The organism is Bradyrhizobium ferriligni (genome assembly GCF_056837965.1).
The window spans coordinates 66,073-92,331 of sequence record NZ_JBXEJO010000035.1; the positions used below are offsets into that span (position 1 = coordinate 66,073).

Annotated in this window: 16 protein-coding genes and 10 pseudogenes; 8 read left to right on the plus strand and 18 right to left on the minus strand. The window is 59.1% G+C overall.

Annotated elements, in window-relative coordinates; translation table 11 throughout:
• Positions 1-528: 528 nt before the first annotated feature.
• From AC1VNY_RS21550 to AC1VNY_RS21570, 5 genes and pseudogenes are all read left to right on the plus strand, one after another.
• A pseudogene (locus tag AC1VNY_RS21550) lies at positions 529-1,095 on the plus strand (transposase); the annotation flags it as partial.
• A 695-nt stretch (positions 1,096-1,790) separates the two neighbouring features.
• Positions 1,791-2,574 (plus strand): annotated as a pseudogene (locus tag AC1VNY_RS21555) (aldehyde dehydrogenase family protein); the annotation flags it as partial.
• A 78-nt stretch (positions 2,575-2,652) separates the two neighbouring features.
• Complete coding sequence (locus tag AC1VNY_RS21560) at positions 2,653-4,083, plus strand: KamA family radical SAM protein (RefSeq protein WP_482406682.1); 1,431 nt, start codon at positions 2,653-2,655, stop codon at positions 4,081-4,083.
• Between the two features lie 50 nt (positions 4,084-4,133).
• Positions 4,134-4,472 carry a ferredoxin FdxA gene (gene fdxA / locus AC1VNY_RS21565; protein WP_482406683.1) on the plus strand — a complete coding sequence of 113 codons (339 nt, stop codon included), beginning with the start codon at positions 4,134-4,136 and terminating at the stop codon, positions 4,470-4,472.
• 53 nt (positions 4,473-4,525) lie between these two features.
• Positions 4,526-5,818, plus strand: a complete 1,293-nt coding sequence (locus AC1VNY_RS21570; RefSeq protein ID WP_482406696.1) for an aspartate aminotransferase family protein — start codon at positions 4,526-4,528, stop codon at positions 5,816-5,818.
• A 351-nt stretch (positions 5,819-6,169) separates the two neighbouring features.
• Here the strand turns inward: AC1VNY_RS21570 and AC1VNY_RS21575 are convergent, their stop codons facing one another.
• From AC1VNY_RS21575 to AC1VNY_RS21620, 10 genes and pseudogenes are all read right to left on the minus strand, one after another.
• A complete protein-coding gene (locus tag AC1VNY_RS21575; protein WP_482406684.1) occupies positions 6,170-6,724 on the minus strand; it encodes a YecA/YgfB family protein in 555 nt (184 codons plus the stop codon).
• 44 nt (positions 6,725-6,768) lie between these two features.
• Positions 6,769-8,158, minus strand: a pseudogene (tnpC, locus tag AC1VNY_RS21580) (IS66 family transposase).
• A gap of 50 nt (positions 8,159-8,208) precedes the next feature.
• Positions 8,209-8,561: pseudogene (gene tnpB, locus AC1VNY_RS21585) on the minus strand (IS66 family insertion sequence element accessory protein TnpB).
• Positions 8,562-8,832: 271 nt separating this feature from the next.
• Positions 8,833-8,883, minus strand: a pseudogene (locus tag AC1VNY_RS21590) (hypothetical protein); the annotation flags it as partial.
• Positions 8,884-9,285: 402 nt separating this feature from the next.
• Positions 9,286-10,473, minus strand: a complete 1,188-nt coding sequence (pimC, locus tag AC1VNY_RS21595) for a pimeloyl-CoA dehydrogenase large subunit (protein WP_482406685.1) — start codon at positions 10,471-10,473, stop codon at positions 9,286-9,288.
• Between the two features lie 18 nt (positions 10,474-10,491).
• Positions 10,492-10,977 carry a 3-hydroxyacyl-CoA dehydrogenase family protein gene (locus AC1VNY_RS21600; protein WP_482406697.1) on the minus strand — a complete coding sequence of 162 codons (486 nt, stop codon included), beginning with the start codon at positions 10,975-10,977 and terminating at the stop codon, positions 10,492-10,494.
• 58 nt (positions 10,978-11,035) lie between these two features.
• Positions 11,036-11,218 (minus strand): annotated as a pseudogene (locus AC1VNY_RS21605) (3-hydroxyacyl-CoA dehydrogenase family protein); the annotation flags it as partial.
• Positions 11,219-11,382: 164 nt separating this feature from the next.
• Positions 11,383-12,579, minus strand: a pseudogene (locus AC1VNY_RS21610) (enoyl-CoA hydratase-related protein); the annotation flags it as partial.
• Between the two features lie 226 nt (positions 12,580-12,805).
• Positions 12,806-13,942 carry an alpha/beta fold hydrolase gene (locus AC1VNY_RS21615; RefSeq protein ID WP_482406686.1) on the minus strand — a complete coding sequence of 379 codons (1,137 nt, stop codon included), beginning with the start codon at positions 13,940-13,942 and terminating at the stop codon, positions 12,806-12,808.
• Entirely contained in the window at positions 13,887-14,729 is an 843-nt protein-coding gene (locus tag AC1VNY_RS21620) for an NAD(P)/FAD-dependent oxidoreductase (protein ID WP_482406687.1), read from the minus strand. The genes AC1VNY_RS21615 and AC1VNY_RS21620 overlap by 56 nt, the downstream gene beginning before the upstream one ends.
• A gap of 624 nt (positions 14,730-15,353) precedes the next feature.
• Here AC1VNY_RS21620 and AC1VNY_RS21625 point away from each other — a divergent pair.
• Complete coding sequence (locus tag AC1VNY_RS21625; RefSeq protein ID WP_482406688.1) at positions 15,354-15,875, plus strand: hydantoinase/oxoprolinase N-terminal domain-containing protein; 522 nt, start codon at positions 15,354-15,356, stop codon at positions 15,873-15,875.
• Here AC1VNY_RS21625 and AC1VNY_RS21630 read toward each other — a convergent pair.
• Positions 15,866-16,063, minus strand: a pseudogene (locus tag AC1VNY_RS21630) (AAA family ATPase); the annotation flags it as partial. The gene AC1VNY_RS21625 and the pseudogene AC1VNY_RS21630 sit on opposite strands and share 10 nt — an antisense overlap.
• Positions 16,064-16,428: 365 nt before the next feature.
• Entirely contained in the window at positions 16,429-17,994 is a 1,566-nt protein-coding gene (locus tag AC1VNY_RS21635; protein WP_482406689.1) for a porin, read from the minus strand.
• Between the two features lie 459 nt (positions 17,995-18,453).
• Between AC1VNY_RS21635 and AC1VNY_RS21640 the strand changes: the two genes are divergently transcribed.
• The gene (locus tag AC1VNY_RS21640; protein ID WP_482406690.1) at positions 18,454-18,936 is read left to right on the plus strand and encodes a MarR family winged helix-turn-helix transcriptional regulator; all 483 of its coding nucleotides are present in this window, start codon (positions 18,454-18,456) and stop codon (positions 18,934-18,936) included.
• A gap of 342 nt (positions 18,937-19,278) precedes the next feature.
• On the opposite strand, the gene AC1VNY_RS21645 is transcribed toward AC1VNY_RS21640, so the two are convergent.
• The 3 genes and pseudogenes from AC1VNY_RS21645 to AC1VNY_RS21655 form a co-directional block, all read right to left on the minus strand.
• Entirely contained in the window at positions 19,279-20,511 is a 1,233-nt protein-coding gene (locus AC1VNY_RS21645) for a pyridoxal phosphate-dependent aminotransferase (RefSeq protein ID WP_482406691.1), read from the minus strand.
• A gap of 13 nt (positions 20,512-20,524) precedes the next feature.
• The gene (gene amaB, locus AC1VNY_RS21650; RefSeq protein ID WP_482406698.1) at positions 20,525-22,090 is read right to left on the minus strand and encodes an L-piperidine-6-carboxylate dehydrogenase; all 1,566 of its coding nucleotides are present in this window, start codon (positions 22,088-22,090) and stop codon (positions 20,525-20,527) included.
• 146 nt (positions 22,091-22,236) lie between these two features.
• Positions 22,237-22,614 (minus strand): annotated as a pseudogene (locus tag AC1VNY_RS21655) (2-oxoadipate dioxygenase/decarboxylase family protein); the annotation flags it as partial.
• 134 nt (positions 22,615-22,748) lie between these two features.
• Between AC1VNY_RS21655 and AC1VNY_RS21660 the strand changes: the two are divergent.
• Positions 22,749-23,660: a LysR family transcriptional regulator gene (locus AC1VNY_RS21660; protein WP_482406699.1), complete on the plus strand. Its 912-nt coding sequence runs from the start codon at positions 22,749-22,751 to the stop codon at positions 23,658-23,660.
• Positions 23,661-23,972: 312 nt separating this feature from the next.
• Here AC1VNY_RS21660 and tnpC (AC1VNY_RS21665) read toward each other — a convergent pair.
• The 3 genes and pseudogenes from tnpC (AC1VNY_RS21665) to AC1VNY_RS21675 form a co-directional block, all read right to left on the minus strand.
• Positions 23,973-25,460: pseudogene (tnpC, locus tag AC1VNY_RS21665) on the minus strand (IS66 family transposase); the annotation flags it as partial.
• Between the two features lie 69 nt (positions 25,461-25,529).
• Entirely contained in the window at positions 25,530-25,886 is a 357-nt protein-coding gene (gene tnpB / locus AC1VNY_RS21670; protein WP_482406692.1) for an IS66 family insertion sequence element accessory protein TnpB, read from the minus strand.
• Positions 25,883-26,083 (minus strand): hypothetical protein, encoded by a 201-nt coding sequence (locus tag AC1VNY_RS21675; RefSeq protein ID WP_482406693.1) that lies wholly within the window; start codon positions 26,081-26,083, stop codon positions 25,883-25,885. Before AC1VNY_RS21675 ends, tnpB (AC1VNY_RS21670) begins: the two co-directional genes overlap by 4 nt.
• Between the last annotated feature and the right edge of the window lie 176 nt (positions 26,084-26,259).

Below are 26,259 nucleotides of genomic sequence, written 5' to 3' on the forward strand. Positions count from 1 at the left end.
TGGCTGACAGGATGACCTGGCTCTGTGTCCGGCCCCTGCCTGCTCACCGGAGTTTCCCATTAGTCGGGCCTTCCCTCCGGTCGACTCGTTGCCTTCGCCACCATCGATAATACTACGCCCGATCCGCCACCCTGCCGTACCTGAGGAACGGCCTCTGCTTTTCGCTCGGCCAGTTCTCCCTCCGGTGACGAGCCGGAGCACAATCCCATGATTTCTGTGCGCGCATGGCTCCGCCCCCGGCGGCCCAGAACCTGCTCGCCTTCGCAGATACTGGTGTTGCCTTCGACTTTTGAAGCAGCCTCGGCGACCGTACGTGGCCTAATACAAACCCTGCACGCTTGCTGTCTATGCTTGCTCCTGCCGTTACCGTTCGGACCCAAGACTCGCTACGAGGCAGTTGATTAAGACTTACCTCGGCGGCACTTTCATCCGCCCTAGAGCGATTCATGGCTAAGCTGAATCGGGAGGACTTCCCCTGAGGGGCGGTTTGTGATTCAAAATGCTAGCTGGGCTGGGGGCCAGCATGCGATGGGCCGACCTCTTTCCAATGATCTGCGAGAGTGAGTTTTTGCGGCGGTTGCAACTGGCGAGAGCTGCCGTACAGTGGCGACGCGGCTTGGTGTTGCGGTATCGTCGGTGGTGAAATGGTCGCCGCGCTATCGGGCGACCGGCTCGGTGAGCCCAGGGAAAATGGGCGGGCACCGCAAGCCGGTGTTGGAACCACACCGCGCTTTCATCAAAGAGCGGATCCGACAGACACCGCATCTGACGCTGCACAAGCTGAGGGACGAACTCGCTGCGCGCGATGTCAAGGTCTCGCACAATGCGGTTTGGACATTCCTGCGGCGCGAAGGGCTTCGATTCAAAAACACGCTGTTCGCCATTGAGCAAGCCCGAGCTGACGTCGCACGTCGGCGGCGACGATGGCGGTCATGGCAGGCCAGCCTGGATCCCCAACGCGTGGTTTTCATCAACGAGACCTGGATCAAGACCAGCATGGCCCCGCTGCGCGGATGGGGACCGAAGGGCGAGCGGGTGCGAGGTTTTGCCCCGCATGGCCACCGGCGAACGCTGACTTTTCTCGGCGCTCTGCGCTGGCCGCATCGAAATGGTATGGAGACTTCTGGAGCAGGTACGCGCAAGGGTGTGAAGCAAAACGAGATGATTGCGGCGACCTACTTCGACTTCCGAACCGAAGCGCTGGATGCCGCGATCCATTTTCCGCGCCAAGCCTATCTCGCTGCTCAAAGTGTAATGCCGTGTCCAGCACTTCCATTCGGAAATCGAAATGGGACAATCGCGTCGTAAGATTGATGGTGATGCCCGGATTCTGCGCCAGGAACTTCCGTAACCGTGGCGCCAGCGCATGCCTGTGGGGAGGATCGCGAGATTGTTTAAGGAAGCCGCGCCGATCTTGCGCAGCGCTTCACCAATCTTGTGCCCGTAAATGTCGCCGGCGACATTGAGATGAATGGTTTGGCGCTTGCTTATGTAAAGGTCGACTTTGAGTTCTCCTCGATCAGCCAAAGCCATACTGCCCGTGCGAGCTGCCGCCTCGAACGCTGCGAGCATCGCAGTTGGCGGAAGCAAGCGACGGAGCGTTTGCACAATCATTCCGATTTAGAATGACATCCTAACCAAACCTTGCTTGATAGCCAGGAGCACGCAAGCATAATTACGCTACATATGAAAAAATCGTATGTACAGCGGATGCCTCTTGCGAGGACCGCCCGCTGAGGCAATTGGAGGCTTTAATGGCGGCTCGGCATTTGGATTCTGACAAGATCCGCTCGGCGACTGACGCTACCGCGATGGGCCGAGCTGTCGGCCCGAAGCTCACCGGGCGGTTCGCGCGCGCGATCCTGGAAGTCGCGGGCAACAACACGGCGACCGTCACGCCGACAGCCGACCTCGACCTGACATTGCGCGGCGTCGCCTCTGCCGCCACAGGCACGGCGGGCCAACGAGGCACCTCGCTGCGCCGTCTTTTCGTCCACGAGCGCTTCGTGCCGCAACTGAAGCGCGCCTACGATTCCCACACAGTAGGCAACCCCCTTGAACTCGCCAATCTGGTTGGCCCCCTGATCGATCCGCATGCCTATGAATCCATGCGGAAGGCGCTGGAGGCCGCCAAGGCTGCCGGCGGAACCGTCCATGGCAGCGAGCGTGTCCCCGTCGACAGTGCCAATTAGGCTCTCTACGCACGGCCGGCGCTTGGCGAGACGGCGGAACAGACAGGGCCAGTCGAACACGAACCTTCGCGCCAATTCTCTATGTCATGAACGATTGCGATTTAGATTCCGTCCTCGGTTTGCGCGATCACCGTAGCGCAGGCTTGTCGTCATCGATGTTTACGAACGATTTATGCGAGGACTTCTCGGCGCGAGGTTCAAATTGCGGGGTTGCAAACGTCAACATCGACCGTCAGGCGCCGAGATCGGTGGCGCATCTGGCAGCGAAAAGGAGACGGGCTGCGGACCCGATGTCTGGAAGGCGTATGTGCGCCGGTCGATGAACTCGAACTCAGGTCTGACACTTCCGCTCGCTCAGCGCGTGAAGTTTGACATGATCTAACTCACTCAACAGCAATCTGTAGTAGCACCAGTCAGCACAGATTCTGCCACGCAGCAACGAACGATAAAGGTGGTCATCATGGCTATTGTAGAAAAGTACGAGCCCTCTTCAAGAGAACAAGCCTTCTTAGCCAACGTCTCAAATGGCAAATACGATCGCGAAATCGTCACTGGCCTCAAGAAGTTTTATGACGGTTCCGTCCCGCAGGATATGCAAGGCTTTTACTCAAAAGAAGAACTCGAAGCGATCAAAGAGTTGGACGGAACGCCCCGGGACTTGCAAGCTCGCATGCCCGTAAAGATAACTCGCCACTATTTTGAACAAGCCAAGAATTCAAAGGCGATCCAGACACTGGTAAAGGCCAGCCCAAAAGAAACTTATGATCTGGATGGTGCATCAGATCCCGGAAAGCAAATGTCGTACAGTCCCGTTGAGGGGCTGATACACAAGTATGAGCTTGGTCTAATTTACGTCGCGGCGACCTGTTCCGCTCATTGTCGGTTTTGCTATCGAGAAGAGCTCATTGCCAAGAAAGAGGTTGAGCGACCTGATGGCACGGTCGCTCCAAAGGGACTCGCCAAGATACCTGAAATAGTTGCGTACATTCGCGAGCATAATGCTCTGGTAGATCGAAATGGTGGTCGTCATCCTACGACAAACCGCGAGCGTTTGCGCGAAATTCTGATGTCTGGCGGCGATCCTATGGTGCTAGGCAACAAAAATATTGCGCAGTGGCTGGCGGCCCTATCTGAAGCCGGCATTGAAAATATCCGTATCGGAACAAAGGAACTTGCTTTTTACCCGGGACGCTTCGACTCGAGTTTTTTTGCAATGTTGGACGCATTTCACGAGGCTTATCCGCGAATTAGCCTTCGTATGATGGTGCATTTCAATCATCCTGATGAGTTTTTGGCGAAGAACCCGGACGGCAGTTACATCCCTGATGCACACGCAGGTTTGAGATGGCTGCCATCGACTCTCGCCGCGATCCAGGGACTGCGAAGCCGTCATTGGATCAATATTGATAATCAGTCACCGATTATTTCCGGAATAAATGATGACCCTGACGCCCTGCGTATAATGCAACGCGAGCTTAAAAGGAACGGCGTCGAAAACCATTACTTCTTCTGTGGAAGGGATATCGTGGGGCACAGGGCATTCAACGTGCCGATTGAGCGAGCTTGGAACATTTTGAATGAGTCGCAGAAAGGTCTTTCGGGCGTCGAAACGCATGCGCGGCTCTCCATTACGCACTATTTGGGTAAGACCGAAGTCGCGGCCGTAACGAACGAACCCTTCCTTGGGGTGAAAGGCGCCGAGAACGGGGTCGTGATCTTCAAGCTTCTGCGCTCTGCGGCGGACGCTCGGGACCGCTGCAAAGTGACGATCGTTGGTCGCAATACCGAAGCGATCTGGTTTAGTGGTTACGACGATCGAGTCATATTAGACGAGGCGGGGCTTTACTCGATTTACGATATTAAACCGAGCGCGTTAGCTGCGGCGGAGTAACTTATGAGCTTTCATCAGCTATCCGTCGGATCAATGCATGGAACATCAACATGACATACGTCGTCACTGACAACTGTATCCAGTGTAAGTTCACGGATTGCGTTACGGTATGCCCTGTGGATTGTTTCTATGAGGGTCCGAACTTTTTGGTGATCCATCCCGGTGAATGCATCGATTGCGACGCATGCGTTGCGGCGTGCCCGGCGGAGGCTATCTACAATGAAGACAGGCTACCGATTAGCAAAAAACACTTTGTCGAAATCAACGAAGAGCTGTGTCACGTCTGGCCGCAAATAACGGCGCGGAAGGAACCTCTACCTGAGGCCACGAAATGGCTTGGTGTCCCAGGGAAACTAGACCATCTGATTAAGCCAGCGCGGCACGGTTGATCATGGATAGTTTATCGAAAAGCGCTGCGCTGTATGAGCGGGCCAAAGCGGTTATGCCTGGCGGTTGCAGCCGCAACACAATCCTTCGGAAACCTCACCCGATCTACGTAGCGAACGCCAAGGGGTGCCGTGTGACCGACATTGAAGGGGTGGAGCGGATCGATTTTGCAAACAACGTCGCTTCCCTAATACATGGACATGGACATCCAAAGATAACAAGGGCCGTCAATGAACAAATAGCGAAAGGAACCGCCTTCACCGTCGGCACGGAGATCGAAGTACAATTTGCGGAACAGATGGTGGCGCGGAACGCAAATTTCGAAAAGATTCGATTTGTTAATTCGGGTACCGAGGCCGTCATGAGCTGTATCAAGGCGGCCAGAGCTTTCACGGGGCATCCAAAGATTGCCAAAGTCGAAGGATCTTACCACGGACTGTACGATTACGCGGAAGTCAGTCAGACGGCGAAGCCATCAAATTGGGGAAACTCGGATGCCCCCGCTAGTGTGCCGGTGTCTCGCGGAACGCCGCAATCGGCGTTGAATGACGTGGTGGTCATACCCTTCAATCAGCTAAACCGAGCGATCGCCATTCTAGAGCTTAACAAAGCTGGCCTCGCAGCCATTTTGATTGACCTTCTTCCACATCGCATAGGTGTAATCCATGCGAGCCAAGAATTCGTCTTGGGGCTAAGCAATTGGGCTGCCAAAAACGGCGTACTGATGATTGTGGATGAGGTGATCACATTTCGTACCAACTATGAAGGCGCGCAGGGGACGTTTGCATTTAAGCCTGATTTGACCGCAATGGGAAAAATGATCGGGGGTGGATTCCCGGTAGGAGCGCTGGCCGGACGAGCTGATGTCATGGACGTGATGAACCCGTTGAACGGACCTGCTCCATTTCCGCACTATGGCACTTTCAGTGCCAACCCGATCACGATGACAGCTGGGTCAATCGCGATGCAGATGTTTGATCGAGACGCTGTTGCGCGCCTAAACAAGCTGGCCGACGATGCCCGAGCCGGAATCGGAGAGGCAATCAAGATTGCAGATGTACCTGCTTGCGTCACCGGCGTAGGATCCATGTTCCGTATACATTTAAAGGACATCCCTCCAACCAGCTATCGGAGTGCCTTCGTGGGACCGGAGGAACAGAATTGCATCTCGGCACTGCTGGACTATTTTTTCGAGAACGGCCTGCTCATGATCGAAACATGCTCGGGACTTTTATCGACCCCAATGACCAGGTTTGAAATTGATCGACTAGTACAAGTGGTATTAGATGGTTTGCGCGAGATCAGGCCAATGATTGATTCTATACCTCGAGCAGCAGCGATCGAGTAAGCGGCTAATGAACGGTCTGCCTAGTCCGCAAGGTCGCGAACCGTCTGTCTATGAAAACACCAATCCACCGAAACTTCAGCATAGTTTGCGGCTCAAATTTTGGTATTGACTCACGCTAAAGCGTTGGCGACGATCAGTCGGTTCGAACCTATATAGGTTGCGGTACATAGTGCCGCGGGTCCATCCTGCGGACTCGCAAGGTCTGCACCGCATCAAGCCGGTCAGAAATGCGCTTCCACCGCGCGCCGATTGCGAGAGCAATTTTTCCTGCTCGTAATCATCGTTGTCGGTGAGAAGCTCCTCGACGCTTTCCTTGAGCGTAAGCGGTATGAGCTACCACGTCCGCGGTGATCAGCGTGCGTAGCGGATCGGCATCCAATATTGGCGCAAGGCCTCGACGGCCGCTGGGATGTCGGCGTGAGCGTTAGGCTCGCGACCGCTTTGTGGCGCTCCGAGCAGCGGACGGTTCTGATCGTCGCGACTGTGCAGCAGGATGGGCAGCAGCAGGCCGTGATTGACGTTGCCGGCGTTCAGCAACGGCGCCCACGCGGACAGTCTGAGCTGCATCGCGGCGTAGAAGCCCTGGCACCAGGGGCGCGGATCGATATCGCCATTGACGTCGCGCCGGTGCATCGGCTCGTACCGATCGGGCGCGGTCGAGAGGGTGTTGCTGATGTCGTTGTGGCGTAGCGCGACGGCTGATATCGCGGCGAACTCCGGCGTGCCGCCATGGTTGAAAGCGTCAGCGTCGATCGCGAGCAGCGGGCAGATCCAGTCGATCGGGCTCATTGACACCGGTCCGGCGACGATCGCGGCGGCATAGCCGTCGAGCATGGGAATGCTGGTGGCGGCAGGATGTCGATCGATACGAGTCTGGAGCCATCGCTCGAGCTCCGCAAGTGGCATCGCGGCTGACACCATCGGCAATGCTGTTTTATGTCGACGCGGGCTCATGCGGCAGCCTGTGCGGCGCGCGGGCGTGCCGCCTTCCAGTTCCAGGCGAGCAGCTCCCGCAACTGATGGCTCTTGGCTCACCCGGACACGATGCGCTCCAGCACGTCCGTCAGGTAGGCTTGCGGGTCGAGTTCATGGAGTTTTGCTGTGTTCACGAGCGAAGCCAGGATCGCCCGGCTCTCGGCGTCGCCTTCGCTGCCGCTGAACAATGAATTGCGTCTTCCCATCGCAATCGGGCGCATGGAACGCTCGACTGTATTGCTGTCGACCTCGACACGGCCGTCGCGGAGAAACATCGTCAACCCGTCCCAGTGATTGAGCGCATAGTTGATCGCTTCTGCCAGCTTCGACTGTGAGAAGAGCTGGCCCACCATCCCGGTCAGTCGCGCCTTGAGTGCCGCCATCAACGGTGCGCTCCTGGTGCGGCGTGCGGTCAGCCGCTGCTCCGCATTGCTGCCACGGATCTCCGCTTCGATAGCATAGACTGCCTGCAGGCGTTCGATCACCTCGCGAGCAAACGGCGACTGGGTCGTCTTGTACACCTCGACGAATTTGCGGCGGGCATGGGCGAGACAAACGGCGAGCTGGATCGCGCCGCCATGATGGCGGGCGAGCGCCTTGTAGGCGGCATAACCATCTACTTGCAGAATGCCGGAAAAGCCCGTCAATTGTCCGGCGATCTCCTCCGTGCCGCGGCCGTTGGCGAACACGTAAGAGGCTCTTGAGCCACCAGGCGGCACGCTTGATCCAACCGGCGAGTGTCGCACGGTCAAGCTGGATGCCCTGGCCGGCCAGGATTTGCACCTGCCGGTACAGCGGCAGATACCAGGCGAACTTCGAGACCACCACGTGGCTCACGAGTGCGGTCGAGGCCATGCCGCTCTCAATCAGGCGCGGCAGGACCTTTGCCTGGACCACGCCATCGGTGCAGCTGCGGCACGCGTACTTGGGACGGACCGTCCGCAGCACCTGCAGCATCGCCGGGATTACGTCCAGCACCTCGCTGACGTCCTCGCCAATCTTGTGAAGCTGGCCTTGGCAGCACGGGCACGCGGTCGGCTCCGGCTCCAGCACCTGCTCACAACGCGGCAGGTACTTGGGCAGCGCACCGATGTTGCGGCGCGCTCTCTTGCGTGGCCTGTTGGGCGCCACAGTCGCATCGTCGTTGGCCGGCGCAGGCCGTGTGGCGTCGGTTTGAAGATCATCCAGCTCGAGCGCCAGTTGCTCATCCACGAGCACCGCAAGCCTCTCCGAACGCTTCCCGAAGATCATCTCCCTGAGTGTCTGCATCGCCACGCGCAGCTTCTCGTTCTCGGCGTCGAGCGCGAGTACCATCTCGGTCAAAGCCGGCGGATCGGTCGGGAGAGCGTCGGGGCGAATCGCCATGATCAGACGATACAGGCGCGCGCCACATGCTCCAGCAAAATCCTCACTCCTCAGCCGACAACGGCAGGCTGCTTCACAGGCTTGGGTGAGACACGCGTCCACTCAAGCCCGTCGAGCAGCATCGCAAGCTGCGTCGCACTCAGATACACCACACCGTTGCGATCGGCGGCCAGGTGAAGCGCCCCTGGTGCAGCCACTTCGTTACCAGCACCATGCCGCTGCGGTCCCACGCCAGAAGCTTCACTCTGTCCATGCGCTTGCTGCGGAACACGAAGACGTCGCCGCAATACGGGTTCGCGCGCAATGCTTCGCTCACCAGCGCCGACAGCGTGTGCACCGACTCGCGAAAGTCGACCGGCTGTGCCGCCAGCACCACTTTGAGGTCGGACCTCAGGGCAATCACCGGATGCCCCGAAGCACCGACAGTACCGTCGAAAGCGTTGCCAGTTCCACACCCGGCGCGATCCGGACGCGCGCCCGTTCAGTTCGATCTCGATCACCCCGCAGGCCTTGGTCGGCGGCGCGCTGATCTCCTGTGCCAACGAAATACGCTCGTCGGCTGTGCCGCTGCTCTCGGTCCCAATTTGGATTGGCACAAAGCTCGGCGCCTTGCCTGCTACCTCCGCCGCAACCTGGCGTCGCCACACCGTGAGCAGCCCGCGGGCAACGCCATTGCGACGCGCTACCTCGGAGATGTTTACACCTTCCTCAAAACTCTCCGCCACGATCCGGGCCTTCCTCGCCCGTCCATCGTCGCCGGCGACGCTCCCCAGTGATCAACTCGACACGACGATAGGAATCACCTTCCTGCCTAGCATCAAGCATGGCATTTGCCATCGTTCCACCTCCACCGATCCGCTCATGCCAGGCTCTATCGCGCGCTAGCCGAGGGATGCCTAGGTGGGGCCTCACGCCGGTTACCCTTGAGCAGCCGCTGCTCGCCGGACAAATCGGAATCCGTGTTTCCCTGCTCTTTCCAAATCGACGCGACTAGTTCTGTGTCGCCGCTGTCGCCTGTCCTTCGCTGTCATGGCCGCGAAAGTGTTGATCCAGTAGCGAGAACCGCTTGCCACATCGACCGCCGCGGCGTACTGGGTCTCCGCCTTCGTAGGCGACCCTCGTTGCGGTTACAGCCCGAGCACCGCTTTAGTGATGATGTTGCGCTGGATCTCGTCGGAGCCACCGTAAATCGAGACCTTGCGGTTGTTGAAGTAGCTCGGCGCGATCCGCGCTGTACAATCCATCCCTTCGTTGGGTGAATCCGGGTGCTCGTCATAGGGCGCGGCGAACGGCCCAATCACTTCCATCAGAAGCTCGGTCGTGGTCTGCTGAATCTCGGAGCCCTTGATCTTGAGCACGGAGGACATCGGATTGGGCTTGCCCTTGCCGTGCTTGCCCCCGTCGGCCACCACGCGCAGCTGCGTGAGCTCGAGCGCTTTGAGTTCGATTTCGCAGGCCGTGAGCTTTTCGCGGAAAGTGGGGTCCTCGATCACCAGTCGTCCGCCGGACTCCACTTTCGAGGCAAGCTCCTTGATGCGGCGAATGCGCTCCTTGGAGGCGCCGACTCCGGCGAGGCCGGTGCGCTCATTGCCGAGCAGGAATTTTGCATAGTCCCACCCCTTGTTCTCGTCGCCGACCAGATTTTCGACCGGCACCTCGACCTCATCGAAGAACACCTCGTTGACCTCGTGGCCGCCGTCGATGGTCTGGATCGGGCGCAGGGTGATACCCTCGCTCTTCATGTCGACCAAGATGAAGGAGATGCCGGTCTGCTTCTTCGCCGTCGGGTCGGTGCGGCAGAGGCAGAAGATCATGTCGGCATATTGCGCGAGTGTGGTCCATGTCTTCTGGCCGTTGATGATGTATTTGTCGCCCTTGCGCTCTGCCTTGGTCTTGACTGAGGCAAGATCGGAGCCCGCACCCGGCTCAGAAAAGCCCTGACACCACCAGTCGTCAATGTTGGCGATGCGCGGCAGATAGTGTTTCTTCTGCGCCTCGTTACCAAACGTATAGATGACAGGGCCGACCATGGACACGCTGAAGGCGAGCGGAGCGGGCGCCGGAAACATTTGCAGCTCTTCATTGAAAATGTAGTGCTGCACAGAGCTCCAGCCCGTGCCGCCATATTCCTTTGGCCAATGCGCCACGCCCCATCCCTTCTTGTTGAGGATGCGCCACCACGCGACCATTTCCTCCTTTGACAGCTCCCGCTCCTCAACCAGTTTTCGCCGCGTCTCGGGCGACAAGTGATCGCGGCAGAACTGCTGTACCTCCTTCCGGAACGCCTGCTCTTCTTTGGTGAATGCGAGATCCATGGATTCTCTCCTTTGCGCCTATGTCGCGTTGATCTTTCTTGCGGTCATCGTCGACGAAAGCCACGGACGCCTAAGCTCTTTGCAGGGAGAGATCGGCACTAAGCCGCCTTCGAGGGGGGCGGCGAGCGACGCAACGCCCTTGCCCGCGGCAACGAGGCACTTCAAGAGCGGCGCGGGCTCGAGCGAAGGATCATATGTTTCTCTGGCATAGAAGCTCAACCGATCGACGATGTGTTTCAAGCCTACCTGGTCGGCCCAGTACATCGGACCGCCGCGATAGATCGGCCAGCCATAGCCGTAGAGCCAGACCACGTCGATGTCGGAGGGCCGCGCCGCGATGCCCTCGGCCACGATCTTCGCGCCCTCGTTGATCATCGGATACGTCATGCGCTCGAGGATCTCCTCGTCGCTGACGACGCGCTTCTTGTGGCCGAGACGCAGAAGCGTCTCGTCGATCAGCTTCTCGACCTCGGGATCGGGCAGCGGCGCGCGAGCCCGCTTCATATTTGTAGTAGCCCTTGCCGGTCTTCTGGCAGAAGCGGCCGGCTTCGCACAGCGTGTCCTCGATTTCCGACTTGATGTCCCGATCTTTCCGCGAGCGCCAGCCAATATCGAGGCCGGCGAGGTCGCCCATTGCGAACGGTCCCATCGGCATGCCGAACTTTGCGACCACGGCATCGACCTGCTGGGGCAGCGCACCTTCGAACAACAGCTTTTCGGACCGTTTGCCACGTCGCGCCAGCATGCGGTTGCCGACAAAGCCGTCGCAGACGCGGACCACGGCCAGCACTTTTGCGATCTTGCGCGCAATCGAGACCGCCGCGACCAGCGCATCGGGCGCGGTCTTGTGTCGGCGCGCGCGATCTCGCAGAGCTTCATGACGTTGGCCGGCGAGAAGAAGTGCATGCCCAAGACATCCTGCGGACGGTTGGTCACCTTGGCGATCTCGTCGATGTTCAGATAGGACGTATTGGAAGCGAGTACGGCGCCGGGCTTGGCGAACTGGTCGAGCTTGCCAAAGACTTCCTTCTTCACCGCCATGGTCTCGAATACAGCTTCGATCACCAGGTCAGCGTCCTTGACATTCTCGAGGCCGACCTTGCCGTCGATCAGCGCCATGCTTGGCGGGCGCGTCGGCTGGGATGCCGCCGCGCGCCGCGGTCGTTTCCCAATTCTTCTGTATGATGCCGAGGCCGGTTTGAGCTGCTCCTCGCCGGTCTCGATTAGGGTGACGGGAATGCCGGCATTGGCAAAAGACTTCGCGATGCCGCCGCCGCCCATGGTGCCGGCGCCGAGGATGGCGACGTGCGCCACGTTGCGGCCCTTCGCGCCCTCGGGCACGCCCGCGATCTTGTTGGCTTCGCGCTCGGCGAAGAAGGCGCAGCGCTGTGCCTTGGACTGGTCGCTGGCGACCAGCTTGAGGGAGCCTTCGCGCTCCTTCTTGAGGCCCTCGTCGAACGGCAGTTCGATGGCGTAGCCGACGGCGTCGGCCGCCGCGAGCGGCGCTTCCAGGCCGCGCGACTTCTTGATCATGCTGTCGACCGCATTGGTGAAGATCGAGCGATCGGCCTTGGCGGCGGCGAGCTTGGAATTGTCGTCGCGGAGGCGCCGCAGCTGATGCTTCTCGGCGAGCAGCGTGCGGACAAAGGCTTCGCCGCCCGAGGCCGGCCCCTCGATGATCTCCTCGATCAGGCCGTGCTTGAGCGCTTCCGCGGCACCAATAGGATCACCGCCGACGATCATCTTGACCGCGAGCTCGGGGCCGACCGCGCGCGGCAAGCGCTGCGTGCCGCCGATGGGCAGCAGGCCGAGCTTCGCCTCGGGTAGGCCAAACTTCGCTTCCTTCACGGCAACGCGGAAATGACAGAACAGTGCAACCTCGAGGCCGCCGCCGAATGCGGTGCCGTGTATCGCGGCGACGACCGGCTTTGGCGAATTCTCGATCTCCGTGAGCACGTCGTTGAGCGCAGGCGGCTTCGGCGGCTTGCTGAATTCGGTGATGTCGGCGCCGGCAATGAAGGTGCGCCCCGCACAGGTGAGCATGACACCCTTCACTTCCGGATCGGCGATAGCGGCTTTAATGCATTCCAGGATGCCGCCGCGCACCGCGGCGCTGAGCGTGTTCTGAGGAGGGCTGTTAACCGTGACGACGGGATGACATCACGACGTTCGAGCTTGACCACTTCGCTCACAGCTTATGCTCCTGGGCTCTATAGTTGAGAATCGTTTTGAAGCACGTCCCCAACGCGCGGACACGATGTCTTTCTCGACCGGCCATTAGCTGACCTAGTCAAACCGTCAAAGGGCGAGATCTCGTTTGACACCCGTTGGATCAAGCGACGAAGTTCTCAATGAGATCGGCAACTCGCTCCGGCTGATCGTGGTGCACCATGTGCCCGGCATCGAGCACCTTTGCGATGCGGCAGTCAGAAACGGATTTCAAACGTTCATGATATTCCGCGAGTGTGTACCGGTCCTGCCACCATTGCGAGAGACTGTTGTCGAAGCCCTCGATCGCCAAAGTCGGTGCGGCGATGCAGCGATAGATTTCAAGCACCTCGTCTAGCCGAAACAGGTGGGGGTTAGTGATCTTGTGCGCGGGATCGAAGATACGCCATTGGCCTTGCTGGTCCGGGCGCGCCCAGTGCGTACTCAGCCAATCCGCCTTATCCTGCGTCAGGCGTCTGTTCATCTTCATGAGACGCCGGGCCACGCTCGCCGCCGAGTCGTACGTCTTTAATTCGATCTCGCCGCGATGGAAGGCCTTCAATTGGTCCATCCATTTTGCGTAGCGCTTCGGGGCCATGAAAGGCCGCGTGGTCGCCAAGCCGAAGCCTTCAAGGTTGATCAAGCGTCGAATGCGCTGGGGGCGCGAGCCCGCGTACAGCATCGCGGTGAAGCCGCCCATACTATGGCCCACGAGGTTCACGCTCGTGCGCGGTGAATAGTGATCGATCAGGAAGTCCAAATCCGCGAGGTAATCTAGGAACCAGTAGTAGTCCGCGTGTGGCGATTCCGTCAGTCCATACCCGCGCCCGTCCGGCGCAATTATCCAGTGGTCACGTGCGAACGCGTCGACCAGGAACTGCCATGACGCCGCCACGTCCATCCAGCCGTGAGCCATCACGATCGGGCTTTTGTCGGCGGCGGGCTCGCCCCAGACCAAGACGTGATAATCGAGCGTCCGGATGCGGATGAACTCGCTTCGAGCGGCTCGCTGCGGTTGGTATATTCTCTCGATCATAATAGCGAAGAGGCCTCGATGTAACGGTCGTCGGGAATGAAGCTTTTCAGGGCCATTGAAGAACGACTGAATGCCGGTCTTCGGCAATATCGGCACGCGACGAATCGCCTCTTCGAGCAATGGCTCAATATGATCGAGGTCGTCTGGTAGTGTGTTGAATTCATAACTTTCAGAAATTCCCTGCATAGCCCATGGTTTTGCGATCGGCTCGAACCAACCGACCAACAGCTTGCCCGCGTCTTTTTGAAGTACGTGCAGGCATCGCCGTCACGCAGGACGGGGAGGTGTTTTTGATTCCGGGGACTGGCTTCGTAACGATGTAGAAGTGCTCGGCCGCGTGAAGCGGCACGGTCGCGCCAACCTTGGCGCCGAGATCTCGCTCCCACATGCGAGCACACTTCATAACGAATTCGGCCGCTATTTTACCGTCCTTGGTCCGCATTCCGATCGCGCGGCCGTCTCTGGTTAGAACGTCCGCGACCAGCGCATTTTCAAAAATCTTCGCGCCGCGAACTTTCGCTCCTTTTGCGAGAGCTTGCGTCGCGTCCACTCGGTTGGTCTGCCCATCTTTCGGGAGATCCACCGCCCCGACGAGATCCTCGGTCGTCATCAAAGGCCAAAGACAACCCGCCTCCTCTGCCGACAGGATGTTGACCTCCAACCCAAAACATCGAGCCACCGAAGCCCTGCGCCGGAGCTCTTCAAAGCGCTCTTGATTGTTCGCAATTGCAAGCGATCCAATCTGCCGATATTCGGTATTTTGGCCAGTCCTGCGCTCGATTTCGGAGTAAAGCTCTGTAGTATATTGAGCCAGTCGCGCGAGATTGTGAGTTGCACCAAATTGACCCACGAGACCCGCAGGGCGCCACGTTGTCCCGGACGCAAGCTGCTTTCGTTCTAGCAAAACAACGTCGGTCCAACCGCGGAGGGTCGGATGGTACGCCAGACTGCAACCCACGATTCCATCCCCAACAATGACGACTTGCGCCGATTTTTGGAAGATGTGCCACATCCTCCGATCGGTCCTGAAATAGTGGCATATTTTTTCACAATTGTGAATTATATTTTCACGTTGACGGTGCCTTTTTTTGAATCCTGCCGTCCGTAAGGAGGCGCAGGTCTGCGGCGGTGCGTTGGTAGTCACCGGCTTTGGGAGTCGAACGTTGTGTTGCGATGGGCGCTTCGATGAATTCATTCATGGTAGGTTTTGAATTTCAATTGAGGCGATGACTATTAGGTCGGTGCGCGCAGCGGATGAATGGGCGACCTCGGAATCGTGGTCTAATATGGACCCAGGGGCTTCTGTGGGCGGACAGATCCGCGAACTCCGTAGAATAAAGAAATTGACGCTGACACAGCTTGCCCAAGCGGCCGGGTTTGCGGTGACACTTCCGCGCTGATGGAAATGGGCACGCTGACCTTCTTGCGCCGACAGGCGCTGTTCTCGACCTCGCAGTTTCGCCTGAAGCTCTTACGTCCCGTCAGACGCTTTCCCAAATGCGCGACGCTGCACTTGCCTCGCAGAAGGTGACGTCATGAGCAATCGCAAGGAAGATATCCGCCTCGGCGCGGACATCGGCGGTACCTTCGGCGACCTTGCGCTTGATGTGCGCGGCAAGATCTTTCGGCCAAAGTGGTGACGAACTATTCGGCGCCTGAGCAGGCTATCCTGGATGGCCTCGCCATCGTTATCCGGGATGCGGGAATTTCGGCGGCGGATATCAGCCTCATCGTCCACGGGACGACGCTTGCGACCAATGTGCTGATCGAACGGAGAGGTGCAAAAACAGCACTAGTAACAACAGATGGCTTCCGGGATGTAATCGAGATGCGGACCGAAGGCCGGTTCGAGCAGTATGACCTCAATCTGCAACCTCCCCCGCCGCTTGTCCCCCGGCAAGATCGCTTCGTCGTCAAGGGTCGTATAGGTGCAGAGGGGCAGCAGCTTCAGGCTCTGGATGAAGAGGGGCTGGAGGAGATCGGAGACATCATCGCTGCGCGCGGCTACGGAGCGGTCGCCGTTACGGCAGAACATATAGTCGAGCCTGCCGATGGTGTCATGAACCGCGTCCAGAACAGCGAGATACTTTTCGTCGGGCCCCCCCGAATGTCTTCGGTCACGCCTAAAGCGAGAAGACAATCAACAAGAAGGCGGTAAAGCTCGGGTACGATGCGATCGGCGGAGACACCGCCCAACCGTGCGACGAGCTCGGCATCGGTCTCTCCTTCGAGGCCGGCCTGAATCGGTTTCCAGTAATTCGCGCCGAGGAGATCAGCGAGCCCCGCGGAAAAGACCGTCTTTCCGATCCTGGTATCGGTGCCAGCCACCACGATTCGTTGGCTCATCAGGCTTCACCTCTCGTCTGCTCCGTCAGAGCATCGAACATTGTACGCACCTCGATAGTGGCATTGAAATTCGCAACGGCGCCAGCCTGCGGCACGGCTGGCGGCCGAATTCCGGTGTCGTTGACATTAAAACTGCGGCCAGAGCGCACAAATGCGCGACTGATGGTTGAGAATAGCGCGTCTCGTGATACGGTCAACCGTGACGAACTGCCAATCCCCTTTTGGAAGCCGATGCGGCGCCCCATTCCAACGTCGATGGAGCCTCATGTCGTTGACTTGTCTCAAAAAGGCCTCCGGTGGGCATACCGGAGGCCTTCCTTGGAGGTTGAATTAATCGAGATTTTCTCCTTTGCTGCTAGTTCAAATCAGAAGTTGCGTTGAGCACGAAGGAGGAGGAGTAGAGTGCTCTGGTCCTTGAGTTCGTAAGTGGTTGCGGGCTTGCCAATGGCGTTACTGCCAGGGTAAGCGATCGTGCCCGCCATATTCTGATCTAGATGGGTGTAGGTGAGATCAGCCGAAAAGGTCAGGTTCTTAACGGGGGTCCACCGAGTAATCACACCGAGCTGCGCAATCCCGTAATCGGGGTTGCAGGACGTGACGCCCGCACCATAAAAGGCTTGGAATGAACCACCAACAACGCCGTTGCCGCAGACCAACGTCTTGGCCCCGCCACTATACATCACCCGAGCATATGCACCGTACAGCGAGCTGCTCCAGTAGGGGTCCCAGTTGTGGTTGAACGCACCGCGCATACCCCAAGTCTGGATTTTCTGCTGAGAGCCTCCATTATTTCCGAACACCGTGTCGGGTGCCGTCCCGAATCCAATGCTCTGATAGGCGCCAGGCAAGCTTGTGCCGCCAAAGATCGTCATACCGCCGCCTTGGCTCAGGTCTTGGATGTTGTAACGGGTGGCGCCGTCCGTATATACGCCTGTAATGTTGATCGAGTCGCCAGCTCCGGTCGGGATATTCTTGATCGACAAGGCCAACTGACCAGCCCAGCCCCAAACGTCGCTAGGATGACCGGTCAGTTCATTGGCACCATAGTAGGCCGCATGGTTGTCGTGTGCGGCTACCGAGGCCTGGAATAATCCCCAAGCCTGGTCGACACGTACCTGACCGATGAAATCAGGAGCATACGTGCCAGCATAGTCGTTAGCGCCAAATGGGCCGAGCGTACCGACGGGAATGCCAGCCGGGCCAACCGCCACGTTGAGTACACCAGCCTGGGTATATTGAGTAGGATCCTGTGCTGAAATCGAGGCCGAAATGCCCTGACCAAAGTCGGCTGTATAAGAGAACTGATTGACGCCAGTAACCGCACCGCCGCCGCCGACGAGGCCGTCGAAGTTGTTGCCGGGATAGTTCGACCAAGGTGCGCTGAACTGCGAGAGAGCCTTACCTATCGTGAAACCCGCGAACTGCATGAAGGCATAGTAGACGCCGATATTGCCGAAGGAGTTTGCACCCTGACTTGAGTTGAACGCTGCCCCGCCGTTAGTCGTACCAGGAACAAGCGAGTAAACAGTTCCTCCGGCGCCAGTCCCCGCGAACGTATCATCGGTCCAGCTGAACGCCAGTTGGCCGAAGGTGCGAACCACACCGTATTCAGTCGCCGTGCGTGTATCGATTTCTAAATATTGACGAGCGCGCCAAGTGAAGGCGTTCGTGAATCGATTTCCCGCGGCGCCAGCGCCCGAAGTATTGCCGGTGTTGTCGCTGTTCGTGTTGACCAACACGTCCGCACGCAGATAGCCGCCGAGTCTCAAGCAGGTGTCGGTGCCCGGGATGTAGTAGAATCCGGCACCATACAGCGAGCAGACCTTCACATATTCGATGGCTTTGGCCTTCACGGGAAGGTCGGCCGCCCGCGCCCCGACGGCCGCGAACATTGCCGTAGAACCGAGGATAAGACTCTTCATCAGTTTCATGGATGAACCTCCAAATTGGAAACGTCGTTTCCGTCCTTCAGAGATCCGCCGCTACAACCTCACCCGGCTGGGCAAGTGCATGACGGAACGACGTCGAGGCGCCCCCTCGCTGTCCATCGTCGTATAAATTTTTTGATGGATTTCTACAATTAATTAATTTGGTCTATTATATTTTTGGCGGAAGGTGCTGCTAATTCGCAACATCTCCGCCAGTCTCGATCGCAATGCAAAAAAATAACTTCGAGGGTATCTTGAGATCCTGTTTGAAGGCTTCAGTGATGATAGCGAGCGGTGCTTCCGGGTCAATCCAGCGCATGACTAAATTAATAAATTGTATTAATTAATTTTCAAGATGGCGGCTATGTCCCGCAAGGCCTTCTTGCAGTACTTAACGTTCCCGGTTTGGGAAACAGCTGTGCGCCGGATCGGCGACACCGAGCCTTTGGCAGAAAGACCAACATGGCTGAGAAAGAACAACTCGACAGAGCCGTTAGGGACTTCATCTGGAACATTGTCGAAATTCACTCTCAACTCGAGGAAATACACGAGAGTTGGGCCCACCTGTTGGGAATAACCGAACCACAGTGGTTGATCCTGATGGCCATTGACGAGCTCGACGAAGGTCGCGGCGTCGCGGGAATAGCTGTTGCGAACAAACTGCGTATCCATCCCGCCTTCGTGACCAAGGAAACTAAGAGACTTGAAAAGCTGGAGCTCCTTGCCCGCGTAACGTCGCCTGATGACGCAAGGTTTCTTCAGATCTCGCTGACTCCAAAAGCCCGGGCGGAAATCACGAAGCTGTCAATCAAGAGACAAGCCCTCAACTCGACCATGTTTGGCGGGCTCGATGAGGAGTCGCTTGATTATCTCAACAAACGGCTAACCTCGATTGCGAAGAATAGCCGATTGGCATCTCAAAAACTGAGCTTAGGCTTATTCTAGAAGGCCTTTTCGCACATTCGGCAGATTAAGTCGTCAGGACGAATCTGAGTTGACGGCAAAGTTCATCGACAGGGCGACTGCGCGCTTCGGATCCATTTCCAAAATTTGTAGGTGCAACTCGATCGAATTGCTGCTTGGCCATTTCGACGACAGGACCGCCATATATCGCTCTGGTTCACGGGTCATATTCGGGCGAACTGTGTATCAGGCGAATTGACCTCGGGTTGGAAGCGAACCCATCGAGGTGAAAGTACGAGAATTAACTCAAAGATCGATAGAGCAACGATCCAGCAACTCCCTAAACATAAGCACGAAGGGCCACGCCGGAGGAGGCACTCACTCTCAAGTTAACCGAATGGTCGCAAGCGCAATACGCCGGCACGCTTCCTGAAGCTCGAAAACCGACGTGGCGTAGGAGATCCGGAAATAGGGTGCGAGGCCAAACGCCGAGCCCGGAACGATGGCAACGCCGACGCTGCGTAGGAGATATTCAGCGAAATCGGTATCACTGCTGATGCACTGACTATCCGGCGTCGTGCGGCCGATCAGTCCGGCGCAACCGGCGAAGGTGTAGAACGCGCCCTCGGGTACCCGACAGGTGATGCCTTCGATCTTGTTTAAGGCTGTCACGACCAAATCGCGCCGCTCCTGGAACGACCAGCATCGCTCCCTCACGATCTCCGCGGGGCCATTGAGCGCTGCGATGGCGGCAGCCTGGCTGATCGAGGAAGGGCATGACGTTGATTGGCTCTGGACGACAGCCATGGCGCGGATGAGTTCGCTCGGTCCGCCTGCATAACCAATTCGCCACCCCGTCATAGCATAGGCTTTGGAGACACCGTTGATTGTCAGGGTGCGGCTACGAAGCGACGGTTCGATTGCCACAGGTGTGACGAAACGAAAATTGTCATAGACGATGTGCTCGTAAATGTCGTCAACCATTAGCCAGACATGCGGATGCTCCATCAGCACGTTGAGGATGGGCCGGTAGTCTTGCTCCGAATAGGCCGCCCCCGATGGATTGGACGGCGAGTTCAACATCACCCAGCGCGTGCGCGGCGTAATCGCCCGCGCGACATCCTCTGCGGTCAGGCGAAAACCGTTGACCTCCCGACAAGGTACCCGCACTGGTTTGCCGCCCATGATCACAACGATATCGGCATAGCTTACCCAGTACGGCGTCGGGATGATAACCTCGTCGCCGACCTCGAGCGTCGCCATCATCGCGTTGAAAAGAACCTGCTTGGCGCCGGCCGACACCGTGATTTCGTCCTGCGCGAAGTCGAGTCCATTTTCGCGTTTGAACTTAGCGCGGATCGCCGCCTTCAGTTCAGGCGTGCCATCCAATTCGGTGTACTTCGTCGCACCAGCGTCCATTGCGCGCTTCGCTGCGTCCTTGACGTGCTGCGGTGTGTCAAAATCGGGCTCCCCCGTCCCCAGCAGAATGATGTCCCTCCCTTGGCGCTTGAGCTCTGTGGCAAGCCCCGTGATCTTCAGGATCTCCGAGACGCCGATCGGCGCAAGACGGCTCGACGGCCGGAACCGGGACAATCGTGCTTGAACGGGAGAATTCAAGCCTGATCCTCCATCAAAGCACGTCAAACTTGACGCCTTGTGCGAGCGGTAGCATCCGGCCAAAATTGACAGTATTGGTTGCCCGGCGCATATACGCCTTCCATGAGTCCGATCCGGACTCGCGCCCGCCGCCGGTCTCTTTCTCGCCACCAAATGCTCCGCCGATTTCGGCACCCGATGGGCCGATATTGACGTTGGCAATGCCGCAATCGGAGCCTCGCGCCGACAGGAAGGCTTCGGCTTCGTGCAGATCATTAGTAAAGATCGAGGACGAGAGACCCTGTGCAACGGCGTTGTGTTGTTCGAGAACGGAATCGAAGTCGCTGTACTTCATCACGTAGAGGATCGGCGCGAACGTCTCGTGCTCGACTGGCCCGGTTTGCGCGGCGATCTCGACCAGGGCCGGACGCACGTAATATCCGTCAGCCGCCCCCCGGAGGGTCACGCGCTCGCCGCCATGAACGCTACCACCCGCGGCCATCGCAGCTTTAAGAGCACTTTGCATGCTGCGATAGGCCGCACCGTCAATCAATGGACCAACCAAAGTGCTGGCTTCGAGAGGATTACCGATGGTGACGGAATCATAGGCGCGCTTCAGGGGCGGCATGAAGGCATCGTAGACGCTCTCATGCACGAACAGACGGCGCAGCGTCGTGCAGCGCTGGCCGGCTGTGCCCATCGCGGCAAAGGCAACGCCGCGTAGCGTCAAGTCAAGGTTCGCCGTTGGCGCAACGATCGCCGCATTGTTGCCGCCGAGCTCGAGGATCCCGCGGGCGAAGCGTTTGGCAAGCCGCGGTCCAACTGCGCGGCCCATTGCAGTCGATCCGGTGGCCGAGACCAAGGCGACCCTTGGGTAATCGACGAGGATCTCGCCGATCTCGCGCCCGCCTAGCAGCGCAGCTGAGAGGCCCTCGGGCGCCATCCCGCCGTGGTGCTTGAAGCGCTTGATGGCACGATCGAGCAGCGCCTGGGCCGCGAGCGCCGTCAACGGCGTCTTCTCCGACGGCTTCCACACGATGCTGTTGCCACAGACCAGCGCCAGCGCCGCATTCCATGCCCAGACCGCGACCGGAAAGTTAAAGGCCGAGATGATTCCAGTGACGCCGAGCGGATGCCAACTTTCCATCATCCGATGCTCCGCCCGCTCCGTCGCGATGGTGAGGCCATAGAGCTGCCGGGAAAGCCCGACAGCAAAATCGCAGATATCGATCATCTCCTGGACTTCGCCAAGACCCTCCGAGAGGTTCTTGCCAACCTCAATCGAGACCAGTCGGCCCAGAGCCTCCTTGTTGGCGCGCAATTCTTCGCCAAGCAGCCGTACAAGTTCACCGCGCTTCGGCGCAGGCACCAATCTCCATGCCCGGAAGGCCGCATGCGCCGCTTCGATTGAGGCGACGGCCTCACCAGAGCTTGTTTCCTGGACCTGTCCGATAGTCTCCCCAGTTATTGGGGTGTGCACTTTGAGTGCACCATCCTTATAGAGCGGTCGGCACACGCCAACATCGGCAAGCAGCCTGTCGACTTCACTGGAAAAATCGAGCTTATGAGATTGCGCTTGGGCTTTCGTCGAAACTGACATGGTGAGAGTATTCCAGAGTTGGCTGTTCATTCAGATAGCTGCGGAGCGCTGCGCTGGTCGGCCCGAAGCAGCGCGCCCCAGTCGTACTTCTCCGCAGGCGAAGGCGGTCGGAGCAGCCCAAGCTGCTTCTGTCCGCACTCCAGCGAGCGGAACGAATTGCGGCGAAGCGCATCTTCGGGAATCGGGCGAAAGGCAGTGGAATGGACCGGGACGCCCGCCACCGACAAGTCATAACAGCCGACCGGGTGCATACCCATGACCGCGAACACCCGGCGAATATCAAACATCTCGCGCGCCGTGCCGAGCCGGATCGCACCGTGTCGTTCGACGCCCCGCCTTTCGATTTCGCCGCTCTGTTCGTGACTGGCACGCAACCCAGGATCAGCGCGCAAAGTCTCAGTATTGACGTCAGCCAAAAGCGCCAGGAGCGTCTCGTGTTGCGGAACCTCCGCACGATAAATTTCGGACATCGCGCGCGAGAATAGGTCCCGGATGTGATCCGGATGAGCGTGCCGCCCGTCCATTAATAGCTCCGTTGCTGACTTTCCGCCCGAAGGGTCCACCAGACCATACCAAATCGGTATGCTAGGTGAGAGATTAGCCTTGTCTTTGCAATGTGACCAAGCGATCATTTCTCAAGAGGTCATGCTTGCTTGGAATGAATATGCACACGCCCCGCCGCTTCCTTCCGTCGACCGCGCTACTTGCAGCTTTTGAGGCCGCCGCCAGAACAGGCAGCGTCACCTTGGCCGCCAAGGAGCTTAGCCTCACCCAGAGCGCAGTCAGCCGCCAGATCAAGCTCCTTGAAGAGCAGCTCGACGTTGAGCTCTTCGCACGTGAACGCCAGTCCATTCGCGTGACCGCCGCCGGCGAAGCCTATGCGCGCGAAGTTCGTGAGGCCCTGCGCAAGATCAGCACGGCCTCCTTCAACCTTCACGCCAATCCCAGAGGCGGCACGCTCAATCTCGCCATCCTGCCAACCTTCGGCACACGCTGGCTAGCGCCACGACTCCCCAAGTTTCTCGCGCACAATCCGGGAATCACGATCAACCTTGCAACGCGCCTGACCTACTTCGATTTTCGGGCTGAAGCACTGGACGCGGCCATCCATTTTGGGCCGCAGGACTGGCCCGGCGTTGAGATGGTATTGTTGCGCTCCGAAGAGGTTGTTCCGGCCTGCAGCCCCGAGTTGAAAAAGCAATACGGGTTTCGCGCCGCAGGTGATCTGAAGAAGGCACCGCTGCTCAGCATCTCGACGCGACCCAATGCCTGGGACAGGTGGTTTTCGGTCCACAACATAGCCGGTGAATCCGGACAGACAATGTACTTCGATCAATTTGCGACAGTTGCCCAGGCTGCGATAGTCGGCGTTGGCGTTGCGTTGCTGCCGAGCTTCCTGATCCAAGATGAGTTGGCGAGCGGCAAACTTATTCGCGCCCTCAATCTGCCGATGGAAAGCGCCGAGCGATACTATCTGGTATGGCCGCCCGACCGATCGACCCATCCTCCCCTTATCGTATTTCGTGACTGGCTGCTGGCAGAAACCGCCCCGGACCGACGAGAGAATTGACATGTGGTTAGAGCGGAGGCGTGATTTTGTCCTTAGAGACGCAAATGAGTCGCCCGGTCTAACCGATTGAGTGAGAGTCTGTTTTTCGACTGCGGAGGCATTTGAGATCGCATTGATTTGGGTCTTGAGGCCCGCAAACCTTACAATTTCTTTTTCGGAATTCCCTTGACGGACGAAGCATGATTCCCTCTCCGCATCGGGGGCTTCGACGATGCGGCCGGAGAAGCACATTACGACGGGATCGAACGATCTATTCCGGGTAAGCGATGTTCTCAGGCCACGCGGCAGCTTTCTTGAGTAACGAAGGCCCAGGGGTAGCAGTTCGTCGATCTGGCTGTTCGGGTGGTCATTAACGATGCGGGTGATGACGTCGGCGAGATAGGCGTGGGGTTCGACACCGACGAGCTTGCAGGTTTCGATCAGTGAGGCGATGACGGCCCAGTGTTCGCCGCCGCCGTCCGAGCCAGCGAACAGGGCGTTCTTGCGGTTCAGCGCGATTGAGCGGATAGCGCGCTCGACGACGTTGGAATCGATCTCGATGCGGCCGTCGACAATGAAGCGCGTCAGCCCGACCCAACGCGACAGCGCATATCGGATGGCCTCCGCGAGTTTGGTCTTCTGGCTGATCAGACCAAGCTTAGCGCGCAGCCAGGGTTCGAACTCGTCCACGATCGGCCGGCTCTTCTCTTGGCGGACGGCGCGACGCTCGTCGGCGGAGCGGCCGCGGATCTCGGCTTCGATGACGTAGAGCCCGGCGATACGTTCGAGCGCCTCGCTAGCGATCGGTGCGGGACCGGCCGCGGCGAGTTCGTAGAAGCGCCGGCGCACATGGGACCAGCAGAACGCCAGTTCAACTTCACCGCGCTCGGCCAGGACCCGATAGCCGGCATAGCCGTCGACCTGGAGGATGCCGGCAAAACCCGCGAGGTGGACGATCGGCCGTTCGGCCTTGCGGTCGGGAGCGTAGACATAGGCGACGGCGGGCGGGTCCGTGCCGCCCCAGGGCCGGTCGTCGCGGCCCATATGCCCAGAGCTGGCCAGTCTTGGTGCGGCCGCGTCCGGGATCGAGCACCGGGGCGGTGGTCTCGTCGGCAAACAGTATTGGCGACTGCTTCAGCCTCGCGAGCAGCCGCTCATGCACCGGCCGCAACAGGAAGGCTGCCCGCCCGACCCAGTCGGCCAGAGTCGAGCGATCCAGGTCGAGGCCTTGGCGGGCGTAAATTTGAGCCTGCCGATACAGCGGCAGATGGTCGGCATATTTGGCGACGAGCACCTGCGCCACGGTGGCTTCGGTCGGAAGCCCACCCTCGATCAGCCGCGCTGGCGCCGGTGCCTGCACCGTGGTCTCGCAGGCCCGGCAGGCATACTTCGGCCGCCTTACGACTAGGACCCGGAACTGGGCCGGGACGATATCCAGTCGTTCGCTCACATCCTCGCCGACCGGTGTAGCGTCTGCTGACAGCACGGGCAGGCGTGATCGTCGAGGTCGATCAGCATCTCGACCCGCGGTAGATGCGCCGGCAGCGCTCCTCTGTTCCTGCGGCGCCGTGCGGCTCGGCTCGATCGCTCGGCCGCATTGGCTGCATCGGTCTCGGCATCACTGCTCGCCTCGACCTGCTCGACCTCCTCCAGGCCGAGCAGCAGCTGGTCCTTCGGCAGCGTCTCAGCCCGGCGGCCGAAGCGATGACGCTGCAACTCCTTGATGATCTGCTCGAGCCGCGTGGCCCGCGCCCGCTCGGCCAGCAGCATCGCCTTAAGCGTGCCGGGATCGTCGGGAAGCGTGTCGGCCGTCGTCGCCATGATGCGATTACACCATGCGTCGCGGTCCCCCGCGAGCGTGACATGCATACTGATTCACTGTGCCGCAGTTCAACTCGCCTGGATCGGCGGCGGTGTCTCGCGCGCAGCGTGGACGCGCTTCCAATCCAATCCTTCGAGCAAGGCCGACAGCTGCGCCGCGGTCAGGCGAATGACGCCGTCTTGCACGTTGGGCCAACAGAACGAACCGGTCTCAAGCCGCTTGGCGAACAGGCACACACCCGTGCCATCCCAATAGATCAGCTTCACCCGGTCGGCGCGCTTGGCACGGAACACGTACACGGCGCCGGAGAACGGATCGGCCTGGATGCTCTCACGCACCAGGGCCGCTAGCCCTTCGGCACCCTTGCGGAAGTCGACCGGCCTGGTCGCCACCATCACCCGCACCGCGCCCGTCGGACCGATCACGTGCTGGTCTTCAGCGCATGGATCACGGCCGCAACCGTCGCGGCATCCGCCCCGCGGCCGACCCGGACCGCGACGCCGTTCATCTCAAGCTCGATGATGACGCTGTTCTCGGCGCCCTCGGGCGCCTTTCGGAGGCGTCGGCGCTGCCGCGGTGAGCGCTCCGGTAGCGTAGACGACGGGGTAACGACAGCGGGCACGAACGTCTGCGGCTCGGGAGCTACAGGTATCGGATGTCGCATTTGCCGGGGTCGCGGTAGGGACACGGATTTCTCCGTGCCCCCCGCCCAGATCCGTACGTGCGGAACTACCGCATACGGCTCCTGCCTTGGGTCATGACGTATACCTTGGGTTGGGATGCGGATGACATGCGCGG